The organism is Hydrocarboniphaga effusa AP103, assembly GCF_000271305.1.
Classification (GTDB): domain Bacteria; phylum Pseudomonadota; class Gammaproteobacteria; order Nevskiales; family Nevskiaceae; genus Hydrocarboniphaga; species Hydrocarboniphaga effusa.
Genome location: NZ_AKGD01000001.1, coordinates 1,360,995 through 1,380,361, shown reverse-complemented (window position 1 = coordinate 1,380,361; position 19,367 = coordinate 1,360,995). Strand labels below are relative to the sequence as shown.

Annotated in this window: 21 protein-coding genes; 7 read left to right on the top strand and 14 right to left on the bottom strand. The window is 67.2% G+C overall.

Going from position 1 to position 19,367, the window contains the following annotated elements; genetic code table 11:
• Positions 1 to 19 precede the first annotated feature (19 nt).
• Entirely contained in the window at positions 20 to 775 is a 756-nt protein-coding gene (phbB, locus tag WQQ_RS06055; protein ID WP_007184209.1) for an acetoacetyl-CoA reductase, read from the bottom strand.
• A 177-nt stretch (positions 776 to 952) separates the two neighbouring features.
• Between phbB and WQQ_RS06050 the strand changes: the two genes are divergently transcribed.
• The 3 genes from WQQ_RS06050 to WQQ_RS06040 all read left to right on the top strand — a co-directional run bounded on the left by WQQ_RS06050 (position 953) and on the right by WQQ_RS06040 (position 3,443).
• Complete coding sequence (locus WQQ_RS06050) at positions 953 to 1,648, top strand: P-loop NTPase family protein (protein WP_007184208.1); 696 nt, start codon at positions 953 to 955, stop codon at positions 1,646 to 1,648.
• 1 nt (position 1,649) lies between these two features.
• Positions 1,650 to 2,678, top strand: a complete 1,029-nt coding sequence (locus WQQ_RS06045; protein WP_007184207.1) for an aldo/keto reductase — start codon at positions 1,650 to 1,652, stop codon at positions 2,676 to 2,678.
• A gap of 132 nt (positions 2,679 to 2,810) precedes the next feature.
• Entirely contained in the window at positions 2,811 to 3,443 is a 633-nt protein-coding gene (locus WQQ_RS06040) for a hypothetical protein (protein ID WP_040453097.1), read from the top strand.
• Between the two features lie 84 nt (positions 3,444 to 3,527).
• On the opposite strand, the gene WQQ_RS06035 is transcribed toward WQQ_RS06040, so the two are convergent.
• Positions 3,528 to 5,174, bottom strand: a complete 1,647-nt coding sequence (locus tag WQQ_RS06035; protein ID WP_040453095.1) for a choice-of-anchor I family protein — start codon at positions 5,172 to 5,174, stop codon at positions 3,528 to 3,530.
• 288 nt (positions 5,175 to 5,462) lie between these two features.
• Here WQQ_RS06035 and WQQ_RS06030 point away from each other — a divergent pair, with 288 nt between their 5' ends.
• Positions 5,463 to 5,729 carry a hypothetical protein gene (locus WQQ_RS06030; RefSeq protein ID WP_007184204.1) on the top strand — a complete coding sequence of 89 codons (267 nt, stop codon included), beginning with the start codon at positions 5,463 to 5,465 and terminating at the stop codon, positions 5,727 to 5,729.
• A 6-nt stretch (positions 5,730 to 5,735) separates the two neighbouring features.
• Here the strand turns inward: WQQ_RS06030 and WQQ_RS06025 are convergent, their stop codons facing one another.
• Positions 5,736 to 7,010, bottom strand: coding sequence for a phospholipase D-like domain-containing protein (locus tag WQQ_RS06025; RefSeq protein ID WP_007184203.1), 1,275 nt, complete (start codon positions 7,008 to 7,010; stop codon positions 5,736 to 5,738).
• Between the two features lie 5 nt (positions 7,011 to 7,015).
• Entirely contained in the window at positions 7,016 to 7,969 is a 954-nt protein-coding gene (locus WQQ_RS06020; RefSeq protein ID WP_040453093.1) for a patatin-like phospholipase family protein, read from the bottom strand.
• Positions 7,970 to 8,102: 133 nt separating this feature from the next.
• Here WQQ_RS06020 and WQQ_RS06015 point away from each other — a divergent pair, with 133 nt between their 5' ends.
• The gene (locus WQQ_RS06015; protein WP_007184200.1) at positions 8,103 to 9,029 is read left to right on the top strand and encodes a methylated-DNA--[protein]-cysteine S-methyltransferase; all 927 of its coding nucleotides are present in this window, start codon (positions 8,103 to 8,105) and stop codon (positions 9,027 to 9,029) included.
• Here the strand turns inward: WQQ_RS06015 and WQQ_RS06010 are convergent.
• The 3 genes from WQQ_RS06010 to WQQ_RS06000 all read right to left on the bottom strand — a co-directional run bounded on the left by WQQ_RS06010 (position 9,013) and on the right by WQQ_RS06000 (position 10,922).
• Positions 9,013 to 9,360, bottom strand: coding sequence for a DMT family protein (locus tag WQQ_RS06010; RefSeq protein WP_040453091.1), 348 nt, complete (start codon positions 9,358 to 9,360; stop codon positions 9,013 to 9,015). The two genes, WQQ_RS06015 and WQQ_RS06010, sit on opposite strands and share 17 nt — an antisense overlap.
• Before the next feature lie 81 nt (positions 9,361 to 9,441).
• The gene (locus tag WQQ_RS06005) at positions 9,442 to 10,158 is read right to left on the bottom strand and encodes a Bax inhibitor-1/YccA family protein (RefSeq protein ID WP_007184198.1); all 717 of its coding nucleotides are present in this window, start codon (positions 10,156 to 10,158) and stop codon (positions 9,442 to 9,444) included.
• 143 nt (positions 10,159 to 10,301) lie between these two features.
• Positions 10,302 to 10,922: a DUF1134 domain-containing protein gene (locus WQQ_RS06000; protein ID WP_007184197.1), complete on the bottom strand. Its 621-nt coding sequence runs from the start codon at positions 10,920 to 10,922 to the stop codon at positions 10,302 to 10,304.
• Between the two features lie 137 nt (positions 10,923 to 11,059).
• Here WQQ_RS06000 and WQQ_RS05995 point away from each other — a divergent pair, with 137 nt between their 5' ends.
• Positions 11,060 to 12,049 carry a LuxR C-terminal-related transcriptional regulator gene (locus WQQ_RS05995; protein ID WP_157534521.1) on the top strand — a complete coding sequence of 330 codons (990 nt, stop codon included), beginning with the start codon at positions 11,060 to 11,062 and terminating at the stop codon, positions 12,047 to 12,049.
• A 9-nt stretch (positions 12,050 to 12,058) separates the two neighbouring features.
• Here WQQ_RS05995 and rlmH read toward each other — a convergent pair whose 3' ends face one another.
• The 7 genes from rlmH to WQQ_RS05960 are packed head-to-tail and all read right to left on the bottom strand — an operon-like array spanning position 12,059 to position 18,533.
• Positions 12,059 to 12,529 (bottom strand): 23S rRNA (pseudouridine(1915)-N(3))-methyltransferase RlmH, encoded by a 471-nt coding sequence (gene rlmH / locus WQQ_RS05990; protein ID WP_007184195.1) that lies wholly within the window; start codon positions 12,527 to 12,529, stop codon positions 12,059 to 12,061.
• A 15-nt stretch (positions 12,530 to 12,544) separates the two neighbouring features.
• On the bottom strand, positions 12,545 to 12,895 hold the full coding sequence (rsfS, locus tag WQQ_RS05985) for a ribosome silencing factor (protein WP_050997580.1): 351 nt from the start codon (positions 12,893 to 12,895) through the stop codon (positions 12,545 to 12,547).
• Positions 12,873 to 13,547: a nicotinate-nucleotide adenylyltransferase gene (gene nadD / locus WQQ_RS05980; protein WP_007184193.1), complete on the bottom strand. Its 675-nt coding sequence runs from the start codon at positions 13,545 to 13,547 to the stop codon at positions 12,873 to 12,875. The genes rsfS and nadD overlap by 23 nt, the downstream gene beginning before the upstream one ends.
• Before the next feature lie 53 nt (positions 13,548 to 13,600).
• Positions 13,601 to 14,893 carry a glutamate-5-semialdehyde dehydrogenase gene (locus tag WQQ_RS05975; RefSeq protein ID WP_007184192.1) on the bottom strand — a complete coding sequence of 431 codons (1,293 nt, stop codon included), beginning with the start codon at positions 14,891 to 14,893 and terminating at the stop codon, positions 13,601 to 13,603.
• Positions 14,890 to 15,921, bottom strand: coding sequence for a DNA polymerase III subunit delta (gene holA / locus WQQ_RS05970; RefSeq protein WP_007184191.1), 1,032 nt, complete (start codon positions 15,919 to 15,921; stop codon positions 14,890 to 14,892). Before holA ends, WQQ_RS05975 begins: the two co-directional genes overlap by 4 nt.
• 43 nt (positions 15,922 to 15,964) lie before the next feature.
• Positions 15,965 to 16,777, bottom strand: a complete 813-nt coding sequence (locus tag WQQ_RS05965; protein WP_007184190.1) for a TatD family hydrolase — start codon at positions 16,775 to 16,777, stop codon at positions 15,965 to 15,967.
• Between the two features lie 4 nt (positions 16,778 to 16,781).
• Positions 16,782 to 18,533 carry a hypothetical protein gene (locus WQQ_RS05960; RefSeq protein WP_007184189.1) on the bottom strand — a complete coding sequence of 584 codons (1,752 nt, stop codon included), beginning with the start codon at positions 18,531 to 18,533 and terminating at the stop codon, positions 16,782 to 16,784.
• A 106-nt stretch (positions 18,534 to 18,639) separates the two neighbouring features.
• Between WQQ_RS05960 and WQQ_RS05955 the strand changes: the two genes are divergently transcribed.
• Entirely contained in the window at positions 18,640 to 19,326 is a 687-nt protein-coding gene (locus tag WQQ_RS05955) for an alpha/beta hydrolase (RefSeq protein WP_007184188.1), read from the top strand.
• Positions 19,327 to 19,367 lie beyond the last annotated feature (41 nt).

The following is a 19,367-nucleotide window of genomic DNA, read 5'->3' as shown; positions in this document are numbered from 1 at the left end:
GCGTCAACGCCGCGAGCCCCTACGCCGACATGAACAGCCCGCCATTGACCGGCAGGTTCGCGCCGGTGATGTAGCCCGCGTCCTCGTCGGCGAGAAAGCGCACGGCGCGCGCGATCTCGGACGGCTCGGCCATGCGGCCGACCGGCACCTGGGCGAGCACGGCGGCGAGCGCTTCGGGCTTGATCGCGGCGGTCATCGGCGTGCGCACGTAGCCCGGCGAAACCGTGTTGACGGTGACGCCGTAGCGCGCGCCTTCCTGCGCGAGCGCCATCGAGAAGCCGTGCATGCCGGCCTTAGCGGCCGAGTAGTTGGCCTGGCCGAACTGGCCTTTCTGGCCGTTGACCGAGGCGATGTTGACGATGCGTCCGTACCGCTGGGCGCACATGGCCTCGAACACCGCCTTGCAGCAGTGGAACACGCTGTCGAGATTGCTCGCGATCACCGCGCGCCATTGCTCGAGCGACATCTTCGCGAAGCGCGCATCGCGCGTGATGCCGGCCGCGTTGACCAGCACGTCGACGCCGCCGAGCCGCGCGATCGCCGCCTGCATCGCGGCCTGCGCCGAGGCCGCGTCGGCCAGGTCGCCAAGTTCGGCGTCGATGCGGGCCGCGGGATCCCCGAGCGAATCGCGCCAGGCCGGCAGCCGCTCGCTGTCGGACGGATGGCCGATGGCGACCACACGCAGGCCCGCCGCGGCGAGCTGCCGGCAGATTTCGCTGCCGATGGCGCCGGTGCCGCCGGTGACGATGGCCCTGCGTGGACTGGAGGTGCTCATGGACGCTCGTCCCGTGTGAGGTTTCAGGCGATTATCAGGCGCGCACGCGGGTGATTCTGCGGTGCATTGTGCGCGAATCGCCGGGGGCTCCGTCGAGTGCGTAGCCGAACGTCTCGGCCGGATACGGTAGCCTGCCGCTCCAAACCGGGGCGAGGCCCCTTTCATGCGGAGTTTTTGATGGCAACGGTTCACTTCATCGGCGGCGAAAAGGGCGGAGTCGGCAAGTCGCTGCTCGCGCGCCTGCTGGCGCAATACCTGATCGATCGCAAGCAGCCTTTCCTGGGTTTCGACTCCGATCGCTCGCACGGGGCGCTGCTGCGCTTCTATTCCGGCTATGCCTCGCCGGTAGCCATCGATCGCTTCGAGAGCCTGGACGCGGTGCTCGAAGCCGCCGCCGAAGAACCCGATCGCCGCATCCTGGTGGATCTCGCGGCGCAGACGCACGAGCCGCTGGTGCGCTGGCTCGACGAATCCGGCGTGATCGAACTCAGCGAGGAGCTGGGCCTGTCGATCCGCTATTGGCACGTGATGGATTCGGGACGCGATTCGGTGGACCTGCTCGCGCGCTGGCTCGACCGATTCGGCAACCAGCTGCCGCTGGTGATCGTGCTCAACGCGGCGCGCGGCGACGACTTCGCGATCTTCGAGCGATCCGGCCTGCGCGAACGCGCCACCGCGCTGGGCGCGACGATCATCGAGATCCCACGCCTGCACGAAGCGGCGATGACCAAGATCGATGCGCGCAGCATCAGCTTCTGGGCCGCAGCCAACAGCGAAGACCGGAGCCACACGGGCCTGGGTCTGCTCGAACGCCAGCGAACCAAAGTCTGGCTACGCAAGTCCTACGAAGCCCTGGAAACCGTGGAGATCTGAAATGGAATTTCGCCAGCTTGGACGCTCGGGGCTCAAAGTCCCCGCGCTGTGTTTCGGCACCGGCACTTTCGGCGGCGTCGGCGAGCTCTTCAAGAAGTGGGGCGCATCGGACGTCAAGGAGGCAACGCGGCTCGTCGACGTCTGCCTCGAATCCGGGCTCAATTTCTTCGACACTGCCAACATCTACTCGGCGGGCGCTTCCGAACAGATTCTCGGCCAAGCCATCAAGGGCCGCCGCGATCGAGTGCTGATCGCGAGCAAGGGCACGTTCACGACCGGCCCGTCGCCGAACGACAAGGGCTCGTCGCGCTACAACCTGATCCGTGCCTGCGAAGCCAGCCTCGAGCGGCTCGGTACCGACCATATCGATCTGTACTTCATGCACGGCTTCGACGCGCTCACGCCGGTCGAAGAGCAGCTGCGTGCGCTCGACGATCTGATCACCGCGGGCAAGATTCGCTACATCGGCTGCTCGAATTACTCGGGCTGGCACGTCATGAAGGCACTCGCGACGAGCGAGCGCGACGGCTTGGCGCGTTACGTGAGTTACCAAGGCTATTACTCGCTGCTGCATCGCGAGTACGAGTGGGAGCTCATGCCGCTCGCGCTCGATCAAGGTCTCGGCACGATGGTCTGGAGCCCGCTCGGCTGGGGCCGCCTGACCGGCAAGATTCGCCGCGACAGCGTCGGTAGCGGGCGCATCGCCCAGGGCGGGGCAGTAGGCGGTCCGGCGGTCGAGGACGAGCACTTGTACAAGGTCGTGGACGTGCTCGATCAACTCGCCGAAGAAACCGGCAAGAGCGTGCCGCAGGTCGCGCTGAACTGGCTGCTGCAGCGCCCGAGTGTGAGCTCGCTGGTGATCGGAGCGCGCAACGAAGAGCAGCTGCGCCAGAACCTCGGTGCGATCGGCTGGAAGCTCAGCGTCGAGCAGATCGCCAAGCTCGATGCGGTGAGCCGACGCGCGCCGATCTATCCCTACTGGCACCAGATGGATTTCGACGAGCGCAATCCCAAGCCGACGCAGTGGTGACGTTCGCGTGAGTCACAGGAAGGCCGGTCTGCGGCCTTCCTGTCTCATGCAAGCCGGCGCCGTTCGTTCAGCAGCCAATCGCTGCCCCAGGGAACACTATGCGCTGGTTCTTGGATCCAGCGAGATAAGCCCATGCCGAATTCAATGCGCCTGCTTTCAGGCATCGCCTTCGCGCTGCTGGCTTCATGCAAGCAGCAAAGCGAACCCGGCTCCATCGCACCGGGGCCTGCCTCGCAGCCTCCGACGGCCGAAAGTCCGCAGACTCAGGCGGTCCCCGGTTCGCCTGCTGATGCACCCGCATCGTTCGCCGAAACCGCCCCGATCGGGTTCGAAGGCTTCGGGCCTGCGCATTTCGGCGACGACGAAGAATCCGTTCGCCAATCCTGGGGTAGGCCCTTGAAGATCACGGGCACTGACCAGGACAGCTGCCGCCTGCTGATTCCGGAGCCCAGGATCGGATCGACGTATCGCATCGTCTTCATGCTCGAAGACAAGAAACTGGTGCGCTACGTGGTGGACGTCGATCAATATCTGGCGCCCGGCGGGCTCAAGGTCGGCGCGAGCGCGGACGAAGTGCTCAAGGCTTACGCCGGACACGTCGAGGCGATGCCGCACAAGTACGTCGAAGGCGCGCAGTATCTGGTCGTCACGCCCCCGCAGGGCGGCGACAAGCGCCTGCTGTTCGAGACCGATGCGCAGGGCAAGGTCATCGCCTGGCGCATCGGCCTGATGCCGCAGGTGATGTACGTCGAAGGCTGCTCGTAGGCCGAACGAAAAGCGCCTGCATCCCGCCTTCGCGGGCCGGATGCAGGCGCTTTTTCCGTTGTTGCGAGCGCAACGCTTCGAGGCTTACTTCAGCTCGACCACGTCGATCTGGAACAGCGAGGTCGTGCCGCTGACTTCGTTGCCGACCGCCAGCATCGGCTTGCCGTTGGGGCTGTTGTCGGCCGGGATGAAGTGCAGGCCTTCAGGGCCGACGTCACCGGCCGTGGGATCGCTGGCCAGCTTGGTGAAATCGCGCGTGTTGAGGTACTGCACGAAGCGTGCGTTCTGCGGGTTGCTGACGTCGTAGACCATGACGCCGCCGATGCGCTCGAGGCCGATGAACGCGAACGTGTGGCCGCCGATCTTGCCGAGCGCGACCCCTTCCGGCTCCGGACCCTTGTTGTCGCTGCGGTCGTCGAAGTTGTTGTTGTCGTTGCTCGCATTGAAGAAGCCCGGATTGCGCTGCGCGACGATGCGCTCGAATTCCGATCCGCTGTCATATACCTGCGCGCCGTCCGAATTCCAGATGCTGAACGAGCGGCCGCCGAGCACCAGCAGCTCCTGCAGCTCGCCGGCCGCATTGGTTTTCGCGCCGTACGGGGTGATGGTCAGGCGGCCAAGGTTGGCGTCGAGCTTGAGCGTGGCCGCATCGGGAAAGATCGTCGCGTCGAGCGCGGCGGCCTTCACACGCTTGGTTTCTTCGCCCGGGATGAAGTCGTTGCGGTCGTCGCCTTCGTTGGCGGTGACGTAGTAGGTCTTGCCGTTGAAGTCGTAGGCGGCGATCGCGTCGGGCTGATAAAGGCCCTTCACCGGCCAGTTGCGAATGTTGATGCGGCCGTCGCGATCGCTGGCATCGAGTTCGTTGCCGATGATCGAGTGATCCTTGAGGCCGAACGGACGGATGTCGACGAGCGTCGGGCTGGCGATGTCGCTGAGGTCGATCACCGCGGCTGCGTTGGCTTCCTGCAGCGTGGCCCAGGCGGTCTTGCCGTCCGGCGAAATGGCGATGTACTCCGGCTCCAGATCCTGCGCGACGCTGGAGCCCGGGCCGTAGATGCGCACGCCCTTGGCGCGAAGCTCGTCGGCCCTGTCGTTGTAGGCCTCGAAGCCGAGCGTCTTCACGGTGGCCGCGGCGACGCCGGCGCGCAGATCGATCACGCTGATCGAGCCGACCGGGTCGACCGCATAGCCTGCGTCGGGTTCGCCCTCGTTGGCGACCAGCACGGCCTTGCCGTCCGGCGTGAAGGTGAGCATGTCGGGCAGGGCGCCCACCGCCACTTCGCCGAGCTTGGCGAGCGAACTCGAGTTGTAGAACTCGACCTTGCCGTTGTCGGTCTTGGTGCCGGCCTGGATCGCCACCGCGACGATGCCGCCCGACACCGCCACGCTGTTCGCGCTGCCGCCTTCGGACTGGATGCTGCCGAGCTTGGCCGGCGCGCTGGGATTGGCCGCATCGAGCACGTCGATGCTCACTTCGGCCGCGTTGACCACGAACAGGCGTTTGGTGGCTGGATCGTAGGTGACGATTTCGGCGGCGCTTTCTTCGGTCAGGCCCGACACGTAGCGGCCGAGCAGGCTCAGCTCGATCAGCACGCTGTTGGTGCCGGGCTCGCCGACGGCGCCGTCTTCGCCAGCCGGGCCGGTCGCACCGTCGGAACCATCATCACCCGAGCATGCGGAAAGGCCGGCAGCGAACAGCATCGCGGCCAGCGACAGAGCGTACTTCTTCATCAAAAAACTCCCGTTCCTGGAATTCGATCGTGTATCGAAGAACCGCGAACGGTAGGTCGGCTTTGCGACAGGCCGGTGACAGCGGAATGACGATTCGGTTGCGCATCGAGCGCGCATCGAGCGCGCATCGAGCGCGCATCGAGAGCCGGTAGTTTCACTGTGCCGACGCGCGCTTGGGCACCTCGTCAGCTGTGCTTCATGCGCGCGCCCGGATGATTTTTGGGCTTGGCGGTGGGGCGCTACGCAGCTTCATCCTGACTTTCCAAGACTCATTACGGAGTTCATCACATGAAAAAGCAGCTCTCGCTCGTGCTCTTGGCGTCCGCGCTCGGTCTGGCTTCGCTGCCCGCGTTCGCCGATTGCGTGTCCTCGGCCCAGGCCGTCGAATCGGATATTTCCAAGCTCTCCAGCCAAGTGAAGAAAGAGAAGGCGCAACGCTCGATCTCGCTGGCCGTCGAAAGCGCGCAGAGCGGCAACGAAGCGGCGTGCGAGAAGCATTTCAAGGAAGCCAAGCGCATCGCGGGCATTCGCGGCGAGGCGGTCTCCAGCCGCTGATCGGCCCTAGAGCAGGCGCTTGATGGAGCCCGCGAACAGCTCCATCAGGCGATCGAACCAGCCGCGCCGTTTCCACTGCGCGAGCCGGATTTCGCCGGCATGCCGCAAGTCGTGCTCGAACACGCGTTCGAGCTCCTGCGCGAAGCTCGCATCGACGATGAAGGCGTTGGCTTCGTCGTTGTGAAACAGGCTGCGATAGTCGAGGTTGGCGGAGCCCACGGTGGCCCAGACGCCATCGATGACGGCGGTCTTGGCGTGCAGCATCGCCTGCTGGTATTCCCAGATGCGCACGCCGGCCTTGAGCAGCCGCGCGTAGCGTCGACGGCCCGCGTAGTGCACCAGCGGCACGTCGCTGGCGCCCGGCAGCAGCAGCCGCACGTCGAGCCCGCGACGCGCGGCTGCCGCGAGTGCGCGGATCAGCCTGCCGTTCGGTGCGAAGTAGGCCTGCGTGATCCAGATGCGCTCGCGTGCGAGCCGGATCGCCGACAGATAGGCGTGATAGATGCGCGGCTCGACACGGTATTTCGGCCGCAACTGCATCAGGTGCGACGGCGGTGCATCGGTGATCAGGTGATCGACGAAATCCTCGCCCTGGTCGGTGATCGCGCAAACCCGCGCCTGTGCGTCGGCGATCGGCTCGCTGCAATAGCAGCCGTCTTCGTCGCGCAGCGCGCCGAGGCGTGCCCAGTACATCAGGAACATCTGCTGGAACTCGGCCACCGCCGGGCCTTCGAGCATCACCTGCGTATCGCGCCAGCCGCGCTCGCTGCCGACGGCGGGCGTCGGATCGTCCGGTGAGCGCCGGTATTCGTCGGTGATGTTGACGCCGCCCGTGAACGCCACGCGGCCGTCGACGATCAGCGTCTTGCGATGCGAGCGCCGGGTCATGCGCCAGACCCGCGGGTTCTTGAACGGGTTGATGCTGTTGAACTCGCGCAGCTCGACACCGGCCTCGCGCAGCGCATCGCGATACTCGTCGCCCGCGCCCGAAGCGCCGAGTCCATCGAGCATCAGCCGCACTTTCACTCCGGCGCGGGCGCGCTGCTGCAGCACCTCGCCGTAGCGCGTGCCGAGATCGTCGTCGGTCAGCAGGTAGGTTTCCAGATGCACGTGATGCTGCGCGTTTGCGATCGCGCGCAACTGCGCCTCGTGCGCCTGCGGGCCGTCGAGCAGCAGCGTGAGCCGGTTGCCGCTCTTGAGCTCGCGCCCGGCGATCTTGCGCAGCGAGGCCTCGAACCAAACGGCGCGTTCCAGTGCTGCGGGGACGACCGGAGCGTTCACGGGCCCTAGTTTGCCGAGCCCGGCTTGAGCGGCGCGGGCACTTGGTCCGCCGGCATCATGCGCGTCTTCTGCGCGATGAGTTCGCGAATCTTCGGCACCGCCGCGAGCGCGGCGCGCTCCCCTTCGAGAATCGCCTTCTGCTTGGTTTCGAAGCTGGTCGTCGCCAGGCCTTTGACGTTCGGCGCGATGATCACATCCGCCGTCGGCAGCTCGTTGGCCTTCAGCGCATTGCCCATGATGTCGAAGGCCTTGAGCACCGCGGCCAGCGAGCTGTTGCTGGGCACTTCGGCGACCGGCTGACTGATGTCGACCGCGATGACGATCTCCGCGCCCATGCGCCGGGCGTAGCTGACCGGAACCGGGCTCACGGTGCCGCCGTCGACGTATTCCTCTCCGCTGATGACCGGCGAGACGAAGATGCCCGGAATCGCAGACGAGGCGCGCACTGCCTGGCCGACGTCACCGCGTGTGAACAGCACGCCTTCGCCCGTGCGCAGCTTCGCCGCCACGGCCGCGAAGGGTTTGTCGAGCGATTCGATCGGCCGGTTGCCGACCTTGTCGTTGATGAACTTCTGCAGCGCCTCGCCGCGCAGCAGGCCGCGACCGAAGAACTGCCAGTCCGCGAAGGCGGCGCGGTCGAGGTCGAAGGTCATTTCCTGCAGTTCGAAACCGCCGTGGCCGGCCGCGTAGAGCGCACCGACCACGCTGCCGGCGCTGGTGCCGACGACGAGGTCGGGCACGATGCCCTGCGATTCGAGCATCTTGAGCACGCCCACGTGCGCGAAGCCGCGCGCCGCGCCGCCGCCGAGCGCGATGCCGACCCGCGGCTTGACCGCGACCATCGGCGGTGGCTCGGCGGGTGGCGTGACAGGCTCGGGGTGGCTGGCGCAGGCGCTCAACAGCAAGGCGGCGAGCAGGATGAAGCGGCGGCGATGACGGAGGCGCGCGAGCGACGGCATGATCGGACGAAGGGGCGGCGGGAGCCTGATTCTACGGCCGAGCCGGGTGCCGGGGCTGAACGTGCAACGGCGCAACAATCGGATGGTTCGGCCGGGCGGGGCACGCGAAGATGCACCGCATCAGGAGAACGACATGACATCGACGACTTCGAACACCGCCGCGGCCGACCTCGACCGCATCAGCGCGCTGTGCCGCTACATCGAGACGCATCTCGACGAATCGCTCACGCTCGATCATCTCGCGGGCCAGGCCGGGCTGAGCCGGTTTCATCTGCAGCGCCGCTTCAAGGCCGTCACCGGCGTGAGCCCGCGGCAATACATCGAGGCCTTGCGCCTGCGCCGTTTCAAGAGCGGGCTGCGCGACGAGGCGGCCGTGAGCGATGCGATCACCGACGCGATCTTCGACGCCGGCTTCGGCTCGGCCAGCCGGCTCTACGAGCGCACGGCCGCGCATCTGGGCATGACGCCGGGGCAGTATCGCGCGGGCGGCAAGGGCGTGAGCCTGTCGTACGCGGTCGAGCAAACCGAGCTGGGGCCCTTGCTGATGGCCGCGAGCGATCGCGGGCTTTGCTTCGTGCAGTTCGGCGACAGCGAAGCGGGTTTGCTCGAACAGCTCGCAAGCGAGTTTCCGCAGGCTTCGATCACGCCGATGCCGGCCTCGTCGGCCGCGCAGTTCTCGGCCTGGATGCAGGCGCTGTCGGCGCATCTGCAAGGCCGCGCGCCGGCCACCGGCCTGCCGCTCGACCTACGCGGAACCGCGTTCCAGCATCGCGTCTGGACTTATCTGCTGAGCATTCCGCCGGGCGAGCTGCGCTCGTACAGCGAAGTCGCCGAAGGCATCGGCAACGCGCGCGCGGTGCGCGCGGTCGCGAGCGCCTGTGCGTCGAACCGCGTCGGCGTGATCGTGCCGTGTCATCGCGTGATTCGCGGCGACGGCAGTCTCGGCGGCTACCGCTGGGGGCTGGATCGCAAGCGCGCGCTGATCGACGCCGAGCGGCGCATGCAGCCGCCCGGATCCGACGAGGTCGGTGGCCTTGCGGTCACTAGGAGCGGAAGATGAAATACACCGCCCCGACCATGCACAGTGCCGCCCACAGGAAGTCGAGCTTGATCGGCTGCTTCATGTAGAGCACCACGAACGGCACGAACACCGCGAGCGTGATGACCTCCTGCAGTATCTTGAGCTGAGGCAGCGACAGCGCCGACGAGCCGATGCGATTGGCCGGCACCTGCAGCAGGTATTCGAACAGCGCGATGCCCCAGGAGATCAGCGCCGCGATGATCCAGGGCTTGTCCTTGAGTCCCTTGAGATGGCCGTACCAGGCCATCGTCATGAAAATGTTCGACAGCACCAGCAGTCCCGCGGTCTGGCCCAGCACATTCCAGTTCATCGCTGCAGTCCCCATTTGTTGCGCAAGGTGGCATCCAACAAAAAGCCCCGCCGTAGCGGGGCCTTTTGACGAGGCGGTCGATCAATCGTCGTTCGAGGCGAAGCCCAGGATGTGCAGCAGGCTCGTGAACAGGTTGTAGATCGACACGTAAAGCGTGACCGTGGCGAGCACGTAGTTGGTCTCGCCGCCGTTCACGATCTCGCCGGTCTGGTACAGGATCATGCCGCACATCAGCAGTGCGAACATGGCCGACACCGCGAGCGCGAGCGGTTGCAGCTGTACGCCGAACAGCGAGGCGATCAGCACGCCGATGCTCAGCGCGAAGGCCAGCAGGATGCCGCCGACCAGAAAGCCGCGCATGAAGGAGAAGTCCTTCTTGCTCTTGACCGCGTACGCGGACAGGCCGAGGAAGATGGTGCCGGTGAGGCCCAGCGCCATCACCACCACCTGCGTGCCGTTGGCGAGGTGATTGATGTAGGCGTTGAGGATCGGGCCGAGGCCGAAGCCGAGCAGGCCGGTGACCGCGAACACCACGTAGATGCCGGATTCGGAATTCGCGGTGCGCGGAACCACGAACCACAGCAGACCCATCGCGGCGAACGAGCAGATCAGGCTCAAGCCATAGGGAGCGCCGATGGCCATCGACACGCCGGCCATCGCGGCACTGAACAGCAGCGTCATCGACAGCAGCAGATAGGTATTGCGCAGCACCTTGTGCGCAGGGGAGGCGGCGCCGGCGGTGCCGAAGCGACCGTTGGCGACGGTAGCGCCGCGGTATTGAGGTTGCAGGTCCTTCATGAGGCTCTCCTAAGGAACGTAGTGACCCAGGGTCATCGATCGGAGTCTAGCAAACGAATGCCCGGCGAGCCGGGCATTCGGTGCTGCAGTGAGACTCCGCGACAGCCGCGGGGTTCCGCTGACGCGAGCGTCAGCCGCCGCCGTCAGAACGGAATCAGCGAGCGCTTGAGCGTGTAGTGCAGGTAGCCGACGTTGGCACCCGCGCGCAGGCCGACGCCGGTGCGGATCGGAGCCAGCGTGATGTCGCCGCTGCGCTGATAGTTCACGCCGAGACCACCCACCACGTAGATGCTGCCGTCGACGCCCGGAAAGCGCTGCAGCATCTGATCGGTATTGCGCAGGTTGTAGACCAGCGTGAACGACTTCGACGCGTTGCCACCGAAATCCCAGCCCACCGACGGCCCCTGCCAGAAGATCGGCAGGCCGGCGCTGCCTTCGCTGCCCTTGTAGTAGAGCGTGCCCTTGCCGTAGCGCAGGCCGGCGATGAAAGCGCCGCCGCCTTCCTCGCCGAGGATGTAGGCGTTCGGCTGACCCTGGTCGGCGAATACCTTTTCGATGGCCTTGGCGAGTCCTTCGGTGGTGGCACCGAAGAAATCCCTGCCCTTGGCGAGGATTTCGTCCGAGGAATAAGTTTCCTGGCTGACCGGCTTGGCTGCGCCCTTTTCACCGGCCGGCGGCTCGTCCTGAGCGAGCGTGCTCATCGACGCGGTGATCGAGAACATCGACAACACCGCGGCGAACGCGGTCGTCACGACTTTATGCATGGTCCCACTCCAGGGCTTCGAAAGTGCACCAGTCTTGAGTCGCGTGATTAGCCGAAACTGAATCTTCGCCCAATCCAGGCGGGGCTGCTACATTCCGAAACTTCCAGCGATTAGAGCAATTAGAAAGGGAGGCCGGCTTGGAGCAGCCCAGTGTGCAGAACGAGCCCAACGAACGGGTCGATACCGTCGACCGCTACATCGCACGGCTCTACCGGTCGGTGCTCGCGGTTTCACCGAGCGACTACCGCAGCTGGGCGCTGAGTCGGCTCGCGCAGGTGGTTCCGCACGATGCCGCGATCTGGGCCAGCGGCAGCATCGAGAGCTTTCGTTTCCATACGGTGACGATGGTCGGCCTGCCGAAGGATTTTCCTTCGAGGCTCGAGGCCACCCATCATGTCAATCCGCTGTTCCAGCGCATCCTGGCCGACCTCGATCAGCCGACCGACATGGAAAGCGTGCTCGACGACGAGGCCTTTCACCGCAGCGAGCTATACCACCAGGCGTTCAAGCCGGTGGGCATCGAGCGCATCCTGAGCACCGCGCACATGGACGAGCGCAGCGGGCTCTATTCGCTCGTCACGCTGTATCGCAAGAACCCGCAGGCGCGCTTCAGCGCGGCCGAGAAGGATGCGCAGCGACGCATCAACTTCCATCTGTTCAACGCGCACTCGCACGCCTTCTTCGTCAACCAGCTGCAGGGCAGCGATCGTCCGCCCGGCAGCGGAGCGGCGGTGGTCGATGCCACCGGCGTGTTTCACGAAGTACAGCCGCGCCTGCTCGATTCGCTCGACCAGCATTTTCCGCGGCGCGCCAAGCCGCAGCAGCTGCCGTTTCCGCTGCCCAAGCCCGGCACCACGGTGATGGTCGACGGGCTCGCGGTGAAGTGCCAGCCGCTCGGCGACCTGTTCCTGCTGCACATCTGGGAAGCCGGCCCGCTCGACCGGCTCACCGCGCGCGAGCGCGAGATCGTCTACGCGGTCGCGCAGGGCCTGTCGTTCAAGCAGGCGGCGCGCAAGATCGGCGTGGCGCCGTCGACGGTCGCCAATCATCTGTATCGCGTGTATCGCAAGCTCGGCGTTTCGAGCCGCACCGAACTCGCCGGGCTGGTCTATCCGGCCGGCGACTAGCCTCGCGGCTCAGGCGCGGTGGTACGGATGTCCGGCGAGCAGCGTGGTCGCGCGATACAACTGCTCGGCGAGCAGCACGCGCACCAGCGCATGCGGCAGCGTGAGCTTGGATAGCGCCCATTTCTGCTGCGCTTTCTGAATCACTTCGGGGGCGTGGCCATCGGGCCCGCCGACCAGCAGGCAGACTTCGCGCGCATCGGCTTGCCAGCGCTTGAGCTGGTCGGCCAAGTCGAGGCTGCTCCAGTGCTCGCCGCGCTCGTCGAGCGCGACGATGCGCGATTGCTCCGGAATCGCCTTGAGCACGCGTTCGCCCTCGTGCTGCTTGGCGCGCGCGATGTCGGCGTTCTTGCCGCGCGGTGCCAGCGGCAGCTCGATGAGCTCGAGCCGGAACTCGCGCGGCAGGCGTTTGACGTAGTCCGTCCAGGCCGTCTCGACCCAGTCGGGCATGCGCCCGCCGACGCTGACGAGGCGCACTTTCACGAATGAAGCCTGGCCTCAGCCGTTGGCTTGGCGCGGCATGGACGGCCCCATGTCCCAGAGTTTTTCGAGCTGGTAGAACGCCCGCGTCTGCGCCTGCATGACATGCACCACGACGTCGCCGAGATCGACGAGCGCCCACTCGCCTTCTTCGAGGCCTTCCACACCCATCGATTTGAGGCCGGATTCGCGGGCTTTATCGACCACGTTGCGCGCGAGTGCGGCGACATGCCGGCTCGACGTGCCGGTGCAGATCATCATGGTGTCGGTGATGGTGGTGATTCCGCGCACGTCCAGGACGCGCAAGTCGATGGCCTTGAGGTCTTCGAGAGCATGGCGGGCGATGTCAGTCATTGGCTGGGTCTTCATCATGTGAGAGAAGGCTGATGTCCTCGGGGGTGAACGACGAGATCACGGCCTCGGGAACGAGGCCGCGTACGGACCGCCCCGCCTTGAGCAGCCGGCGGATGCGGGTTGAAGAAATCGACAGCGGCGGAATGTGCGCGGACATCCACAAACCATGCGGCCGCGCGTGCAGCTCGGAAGCCTCGTGCGCGCGCCGCCCACGCAGATGAGCGACGAGTTCGGGTGCCGGAGCCGGCGGCTCGAACGGGCGCTCGACGAACACCAGATGCGCCAGGTCGGTGATCTCGCGCCAGCGATGCCAGGCGTGGAACTGATTCGCCACGTCGTCGCCGAGCAACAGCACGAACGGACGATCGGGATGCTCCTGCCGCAGGCTCGCGAGCGTGTCGTAGGTGTAGGACGGCCCTTGCCGGCGCAGCTCGCGATCGTCGGCGATCAATCCGTCTTCGGTGCCGATGGCCAAGCGTACCCAGTCGAAGCGACGCTGCGGTGACACCTGCGGCGAATCGCGGTGCGGTGGCCTGGAGCTCGGAATCAAATGAACGGCAGACAGCGCGAGGCGTTCGCGCAGTTCCAGCGCGAGCCGCAAATGCCCGTTGTGGATGGGCGTGAAGGTGCCGCCGAAGATGCCGAGCGGAGCGTTCAGCGCCGCCACCCGATGCCGTTGCGCGGCCGACTCATGCGCCCCGGCTCATGAGAGGACGATTCTCAACGAACATTCCCGTCGCCGAGCACGACCCATTTCTGCGAGGTGAGCCCTTCGAGCCCGACCGGGCCGCGCGCGTGGAACTTGTCGGTGCTGATGCCGATCTCGGCGCCGAGGCCGTACTCGTAGCCGTCCGCGAAGCGCGTCGAGGCGTTGACCATCACCGAGCTGCTGTCCACCTCGCGCAGGAAGCGGCGTGCCTTGGTGTAGTTCTCGGTGACGATCGCATCGGTGTGGGCCGAGCTGTAGAGCGCGATGTGATCGAGCGCCTCGTCGAAGCCGTCGACCACGCGGATCGCGAGGATCGGCGCCAGATATTCCTCGCGCCAGTCGTCTTCGGTGGCCGGCCTGGCGTCCGGCAGGATGCGGCGCGTGCGTTCGCAGCCGCGCAGCTCGACGCCGGCTTCGCGATAGATCGGCGCGATGCGGTCGAGCGCCTGCTGCGCGACCGCCGCGTCGACGAGCAGCGTTTCCATCGTGTTGCAGGTGCCGTAGCGCTGGGTCTTGGCGTTGACCGCGATCGCGGTGGCCTTGTCGAGATCGGCTTCGGCGTCGATGTAGACGTGGCAGACGCCGTCGAGATGCTTGATCACCGGCACGCGTGCGCCGTTCGAAACCGCCGCGACGAGGCCCTTGCCGCCGCGCGGAATCACCACGTCGACGAACTCCGGCATCGCCACCAGCTCACCGACCGTGCGGCGATCGGTGATGTCGAGAATCTGCACCGCGTCCTCGGGCAGGCCGGCGTCGCGCAGTGCGCGCGCGATGCAGCGCGCGATCGCCTGGTTGCTCTGCATGGCTTCGGAGCCGCCGCGCAGGATCGCGGCGTTGCCGGATTTCAGGCACAGGCTCGCGGCGTCGGCGGTCACGTTCGGACGCGATTCGTAAATGATGCCGACCACGCCGAGCGGAACCCGCATGCGGCCGACCTGGATGCCGGACGGGCGCAGCTTCATGTCGGTCATTTCGCCGACCGGATCGGGCAGCGCGGCGACCTGGCGCACGCCGTCGGCCATCGCTTCGATGCGGGCCTCGTTGAGTTCGAGACGATCGAGCAGCGCGGCGTCGAGCTTGTTGGTGCGGCCCAGGCGCATGTCTTCGGCGTTGGCGGCGAGAATCGCGCGCTTTTCGTCGATCAGGATCTGGGCCAGCGAGAACAGGCAGCCGTTCTTGGCGCCGGTGTCGGCACGGGCGACGAGGCGGGCGGCGGCGCGTGCGCGCTGGCCCTTCTCACGCATGTAGGCGGCGACGTCGATCTGCTTGTGGTTGGCGGTCTTGACCGCAGTGGCGTTCATGCTCTGCTACTCAGAAAACGAGGTGCGGCCCCAGTGGCCGACAGCACCAATGTTAGCAACTCTTCCCAGGCCTGTTCCTTGCCGCCGGTGGACTTCGCGAGCTGGTCGATGACCGCGGCCTTGCGCATCCAGCCGTAGACCTGCGGCAGCCGGGTCCGGCGCAGTGCTTTCTGGTACGGCCCCTGGCGCGGCCGGGCGATACGGGCCGCGTCGATGGCGCGCTGCACATCGCCCTCCTTCGCGAGCAGGGCCTGGGCCTCGGCCCACTGGCGCAGGCACCAGTTCACCGCGCCGAGCAGTTCGAGCACCTCGACGCCCTCTTCGCGCAGACGCGTCAGGCTGCGCAGGCTTCCGGGGCCGTCGCCCGAGAGCATGCGTTCGGTCAGGTCGAAGGCATCGAAGCGGGCACTGTCGGCCACCGCCTCGCGCACCTGTTCGGCGCCGATGGTCGAGCCCGGAAACAGCAGCGCGAGCTTGGCGACGTCCTGGGCCGCGGCGAGCGCGTTGCCTTCGGTGCGCTCGGCCAGCAGGCGCAGGGCGTCCGGATCGGGCGCCAGGCCTGCGGCGCGCAGGCGGCCGGCGAGCCAGTCTTCGAATTGATCGCCTATTGGCCAGGCGTAGACGCTGGCTCCGGCGGATTCGATCGCGGTGAACCACGCGGCGTTGCGCTGGCGCGTGTCGAGCGCTCCGCAGACGACGATGATCAGCACGTCCTGCGCCGGACGCTCGGCCAGCTGCTGCAGCACCGAGCTGCCCTCGGTGCCCGGCGAGCCCGAGTTCATGCGCACTTCGATGATGCGCTGGCTCGCGAACAGCGACAGGCTGTTGCAGGCATCGGTGAGCTGATACCACTCGAAGCCCTTCTCGACGTCGAGGATTTCGCGTTCGGAAAAGCCGCGCTTGCGGGCGGCGGCGCGGATGGCGTCGAGCGATTCCTGGACCAGCAGCGGCTCGTCGCCGGCGACGACGTAGATCGGCTGCAGCTGGCGCGACAGGTGCGCGGCGAGATCGGCGGGCTTGAGCTTCATGGGCGCATTGTCCCATCGGCTTCCGCCAAAGAGAACCGGACGCCTACTGGCGAGCTTCGATGCCGAAAAACCGCCGCGCGTTGCGGGTGGTGAGCTGCGCGAGCTCGATTCGATCCTGTCCGCGGGCGTCGGCGATGGCGTCGAGCACGTAGGGCAGGTAGCAGGGTTCGTTGCGCCGGTGCGCGGATTTCTGCGCGCTCTTGGGCGCGGTGCGCGGCAGCAGGTAGGGCGCGTCGGTTTCGATCAGCAGCCGATCGTCCGGAATCAGTTTCACGGCCTCGATCAGATGCCGCCCGCGGCGCTCGTCGCAGATCCAGCCGGTGATGCCGATGTGGCAGTCGATGGCCAGGTAATCGGCGAGCGCCTCGGCGGTGTCGGTGAAGCAGTGCACGACCACCGCGCCGAGCTTGCCGCGGTATTCGCGCAGCAAGGCAAAAAAATCCGCATGCGCGTCGCGCTGGTGCAAAAACACCGGCAGGCCCAGGTCCACCGCGATCTCGAGCTGCGCGGCGAAGGCCTCGCGCTGGTCCGCGCGAGGGGAAAAGTCGCGAAAGTAATCGAGCCCGCATTCGCCCAGCGAGACCACGCCGGGCAGCAGAGCGAGCTCGCGGAAGCGCCGGCCCAGCGCGGGCGTCCAGTCGCTCGCGTGATGCGGATGCAGGCCGGCGGTGGCGTAGAGCCGACCCGGATGGCGGGCGGCGAGTTCGGCGGCGTGCTCGGCGCTCTCGGCCGAGCTGCCGGTGACGACGAGCGTCGATACGCCGGCCGCGGCGGCGCGCTCGAGCACGGCGTCGAAATCGGCCGCGAAGCTCTCGTGCGCCAGGTTGGCGCCGATGTCGATCAGCTCGGGTGTCACGGCTTTACTGCGGGGCAGTGCACTGCTGGCGCAGCAGCACGCGCTGCTCGGGCTGGGCCCTGGCGTCGAGCGGACGGACAACGCGGATCAGCTTGAACTCGGCGAGCCGTTCGGCATCGCCGGCCGGGCGGCCCTCGTTCCACTCGTCGCAGAGGCGGCCGGCCCAGACCGGCAGCAGGCTGCGGTGGCGCGGTTCGGCGAGCCGGTCCTCGTAATAGCGCCAGCGAATGTCGTCGTCGGCCGGATCGGGATCGAGCACGTCGGCCTCGGTGCCGTTGCCGAGCACGCCCGGGGCGAGCCAGTGCGCGTCTTCGCGCAGCATCGCCGGGGCGAACCAGTCCCAGCGCTGATCGAGACGCAGCAGCTGCAGCGGCGGGCTCAGCAGTTGCAGCAGGCCGTTGCCCGGCCCGGCGAGTCCGAGCAGGTTGCCGCCGAGCACGAGCACGGTCGCGACGACGATCCAGCGACCGCTGCGCACGGCAGCGGCCGGCGACGACCAGCGGTTGCGCCCGATGCGGGCCCAGCGCTGGTGATGCGGGGCCAGCTGCATGTAGAGCCGATCGGCCTGTGCGCTGAGCGCCGGGCGCGCGAGCCAGCGGCCGATCCAGCCGAGCAGCGGCGAGCGGCGGATCAGCAACAGCAGGGCTTCGCCGCGCAGATGGGCGCTGTCGTCGCGGTCGAACACGACCCAGGAATCGTTGGCGCGGGCCAGCGTGTCGGCCCGGCGGTTGCTGCGCGCAGGCAGCAGGTCGGCATCGACGAGCAGCAGGCCGATCAGCAGCCGGCAGGCGGTGCGGCAATGCGCGCAGCCGTCGTCGTAGAACACCCGCAGACGGGTCGGCGAGCGCAGCTGGCGACGGCGTTCGAGCGCCTCCCAGAAGCCGCTGCCGATCAGCGCCGACAGCCCGACCAGCAGCAGCCAGCTCAGCAGGCCGAGCGCGGTCGAGGTGAGCATCAGCAGCACCAGCAGGGCGAGCTGCGGCAGCACCAGCAGGCGCAGGATGCCGCGCAGGTCGAAGCGCTGCGCCACCACCGGCAGGGGCAGCATCAACAGCAGCGGGCCGAGCCATTGCAGCCATTGGCTCCAGGCGCTCAGCGCGGCCAGCAGCTGCGGATGCGTCGCCAGCCACGGCGCGAGCCCGCGTTCGAGGCTCTCGAGCGCGAACACGCGCTGCCAGCCGGCCCAGTCGCCGCTGCCACCGCGATGCAGGGCGTCGAAGAAGAACGGCGACAGCACCTGCAAGGTCAGCGCGACGGCCGCCGCCGATTGCAGACGTGCGGGCAGCGGCGGCGCCTCGCCGAGCGTGGCGTCGATGCTCCAGCGCCCGGCCAGCGGCAGGAACAGGCTCCAGAACAGCAGGGCGCAGAGCAGCGCGTCGCCCGGGCCGATCACGAGCGGGTTGCGGTTGCACAGCGACACCGCGAGCACCCAGGCGACCAGCGTCGCCAGTCGCGTGCGCAGACCGGCCGCGATCGCCAGGCCGGCGAGCGCCTGGGCCAGGATCAGCAGGGCCTGGAACGGCGTGCTGTGGTTGACCAGGTGCAGCGACCAGCGCCAGCCGCTGAGTTCGCCGGCCAGCGCCGACGGCGGCAGCAGGCCATCGAGCCCATAGAAGGCGCCGATGTCGCCGAAGCGTCCGCAGGCGTCGAAGAACACCAGCAGGCCGAGCCCGAAACGGAACACGGCGAGGGAGCGCAGGTCGACCGCGAACACGGGCCAGATGCGCTCGAAAAAGTGACGAAGGAAGGGAGTCATGCGAGGCCGCAGCTTACACAAACTGGGCTGCCAGCTGTGCCGTTCCGGCGCCGGTCGGCGGGCGCCGCATTCAGCTGCCGCCGAGGCGATTCCGTAAACTGGCGCGATGACCAGCGCATCCTCGAATCCGGCCGACGATCTGCCCGCACCGGGCGCCACGCAAGACCTGCTGCTGCCCGGCGCCGCCGGCGATATCGAGGTGACGCTCGCTGCTCCGCGCGTACCGGCCCGAGGCTACGCCGTCATCTGCCATCCGCATCCGCTGTTCGGCGGGGCGATGAGCAACAAGGTCACGTATACCTTGGCCTCGATCGCGCTCAAGGCCGGCTTTTACGCCCTGCGATTCAACTTCCGCGGCGTCGGCAAGAGCGCGGGGACGCACGACGAGGGCGTCGGCGAAACCGAGGACACCCTGCTGATGGTCGACTGGCTGCGCCAGCGCATGCCGGCTGCTTCGCCGTTGCTGCTGGCCGGCTTCTCGTTCGGCGGCTACGTCAGCGTGCGCGCCGCCGAACGCGCACGCCCGAATCTGCAGATCAGCGTCGCGCCGCCGTTCGGTGGACGCTTCGCCTATGCCGAGCGCCCGCAGCGGCCGGATTGTCCCTGGCTCGTCATCCACAGCCGCGATGATGACGTGGTCGCCTATGACGACACCGCCGCCGCGCTCAATGCCTACGATCCACCGCCGGAGCTCGTCACCGTCGACGGGGCCGGGCACTTCTTCAACGGGCGGCTCGGTGACTTGCAGTCGGCGGCAGGCGCCTTCATCGAGCGTCATCTCGCCTGGCCCTGAGCTATCCTGAAATCCACAACGCCGTCGCCCACGCGGCCATC

Excerpts from the sequence above, each read along its gene's own strand:
- WQQ_RS06030 (WP_007184204.1), top strand. The coding sequence starts at position 5,463 with ATGAAAAAGCAGCTCTCGCTCGTGCTCTTGGCGTCCGCGCTCGGTCTG.
- WQQ_RS06005 (WP_007184198.1), bottom strand. The coding sequence starts at position 10,158 with ATGAAGGACCTGCAACCTCAATACCGCGGCGCTACCGTCGCCAACGGT.
- WQQ_RS06020 (WP_040453093.1), bottom strand. The coding sequence starts at position 7,969 with ATGCCGTCGCTCGCGCGCCTCCGTCATCGCCGCCGCTTCATCCTGCTC.
- WQQ_RS05975 (WP_007184192.1), bottom strand. The coding sequence starts at position 14,893 with ATGAACGCCACTGCGGTCAAGACCGCCAACCACAAGCAGATCGACGTC.
- WQQ_RS06010 (WP_040453091.1), bottom strand. The coding sequence starts at position 9,360 with ATGAACTGGAATGTGCTGGGCCAGACCGCGGGACTGCTGGTGCTGTCG.
- holA (WP_007184191.1), bottom strand. The coding sequence starts at position 15,921 with ATGAAGCTCAAGCCCGCCGATCTCGCCGCGCACCTGTCGCGCCAGCTG.
- WQQ_RS06045 (WP_007184207.1), top strand. The coding sequence starts at position 1,650 with ATGGAATTTCGCCAGCTTGGACGCTCGGGGCTCAAAGTCCCCGCGCTG.
- phbB (WP_007184209.1), bottom strand. The coding sequence starts at position 775 with ATGAGCACCTCCAGTCCACGCAGGGCCATCGTCACCGGCGGCACCGGC.
- WQQ_RS06050 (WP_007184208.1), top strand. The coding sequence starts at position 953 with ATGGCAACGGTTCACTTCATCGGCGGCGAAAAGGGCGGAGTCGGCAAG.
- WQQ_RS06000 (WP_007184197.1), bottom strand. The coding sequence starts at position 10,922 with ATGCATAAAGTCGTGACGACCGCGTTCGCCGCGGTGTTGTCGATGTTC.
- WQQ_RS06040 (WP_040453097.1), top strand. The coding sequence starts at position 2,811 with ATGCCGAATTCAATGCGCCTGCTTTCAGGCATCGCCTTCGCGCTGCTG.
- rsfS (WP_050997580.1), bottom strand. The coding sequence starts at position 12,895 with ATGAAGACCCAGCCAATGACTGACATCGCCCGCCATGCTCTCGAAGAC.
- WQQ_RS05955 (WP_007184188.1), top strand. The coding sequence starts at position 18,640 with ATGACCAGCGCATCCTCGAATCCGGCCGACGATCTGCCCGCACCGGGC.
- WQQ_RS06035 (WP_040453095.1), bottom strand. The coding sequence starts at position 5,174 with ATGAAGAAGTACGCTCTGTCGCTGGCCGCGATGCTGTTCGCTGCCGGC.
- WQQ_RS06015 (WP_007184200.1), top strand. The coding sequence starts at position 8,103 with ATGACATCGACGACTTCGAACACCGCCGCGGCCGACCTCGACCGCATC.
- WQQ_RS05960 (WP_007184189.1), bottom strand. The coding sequence starts at position 18,533 with ATGACTCCCTTCCTTCGTCACTTTTTCGAGCGCATCTGGCCCGTGTTC.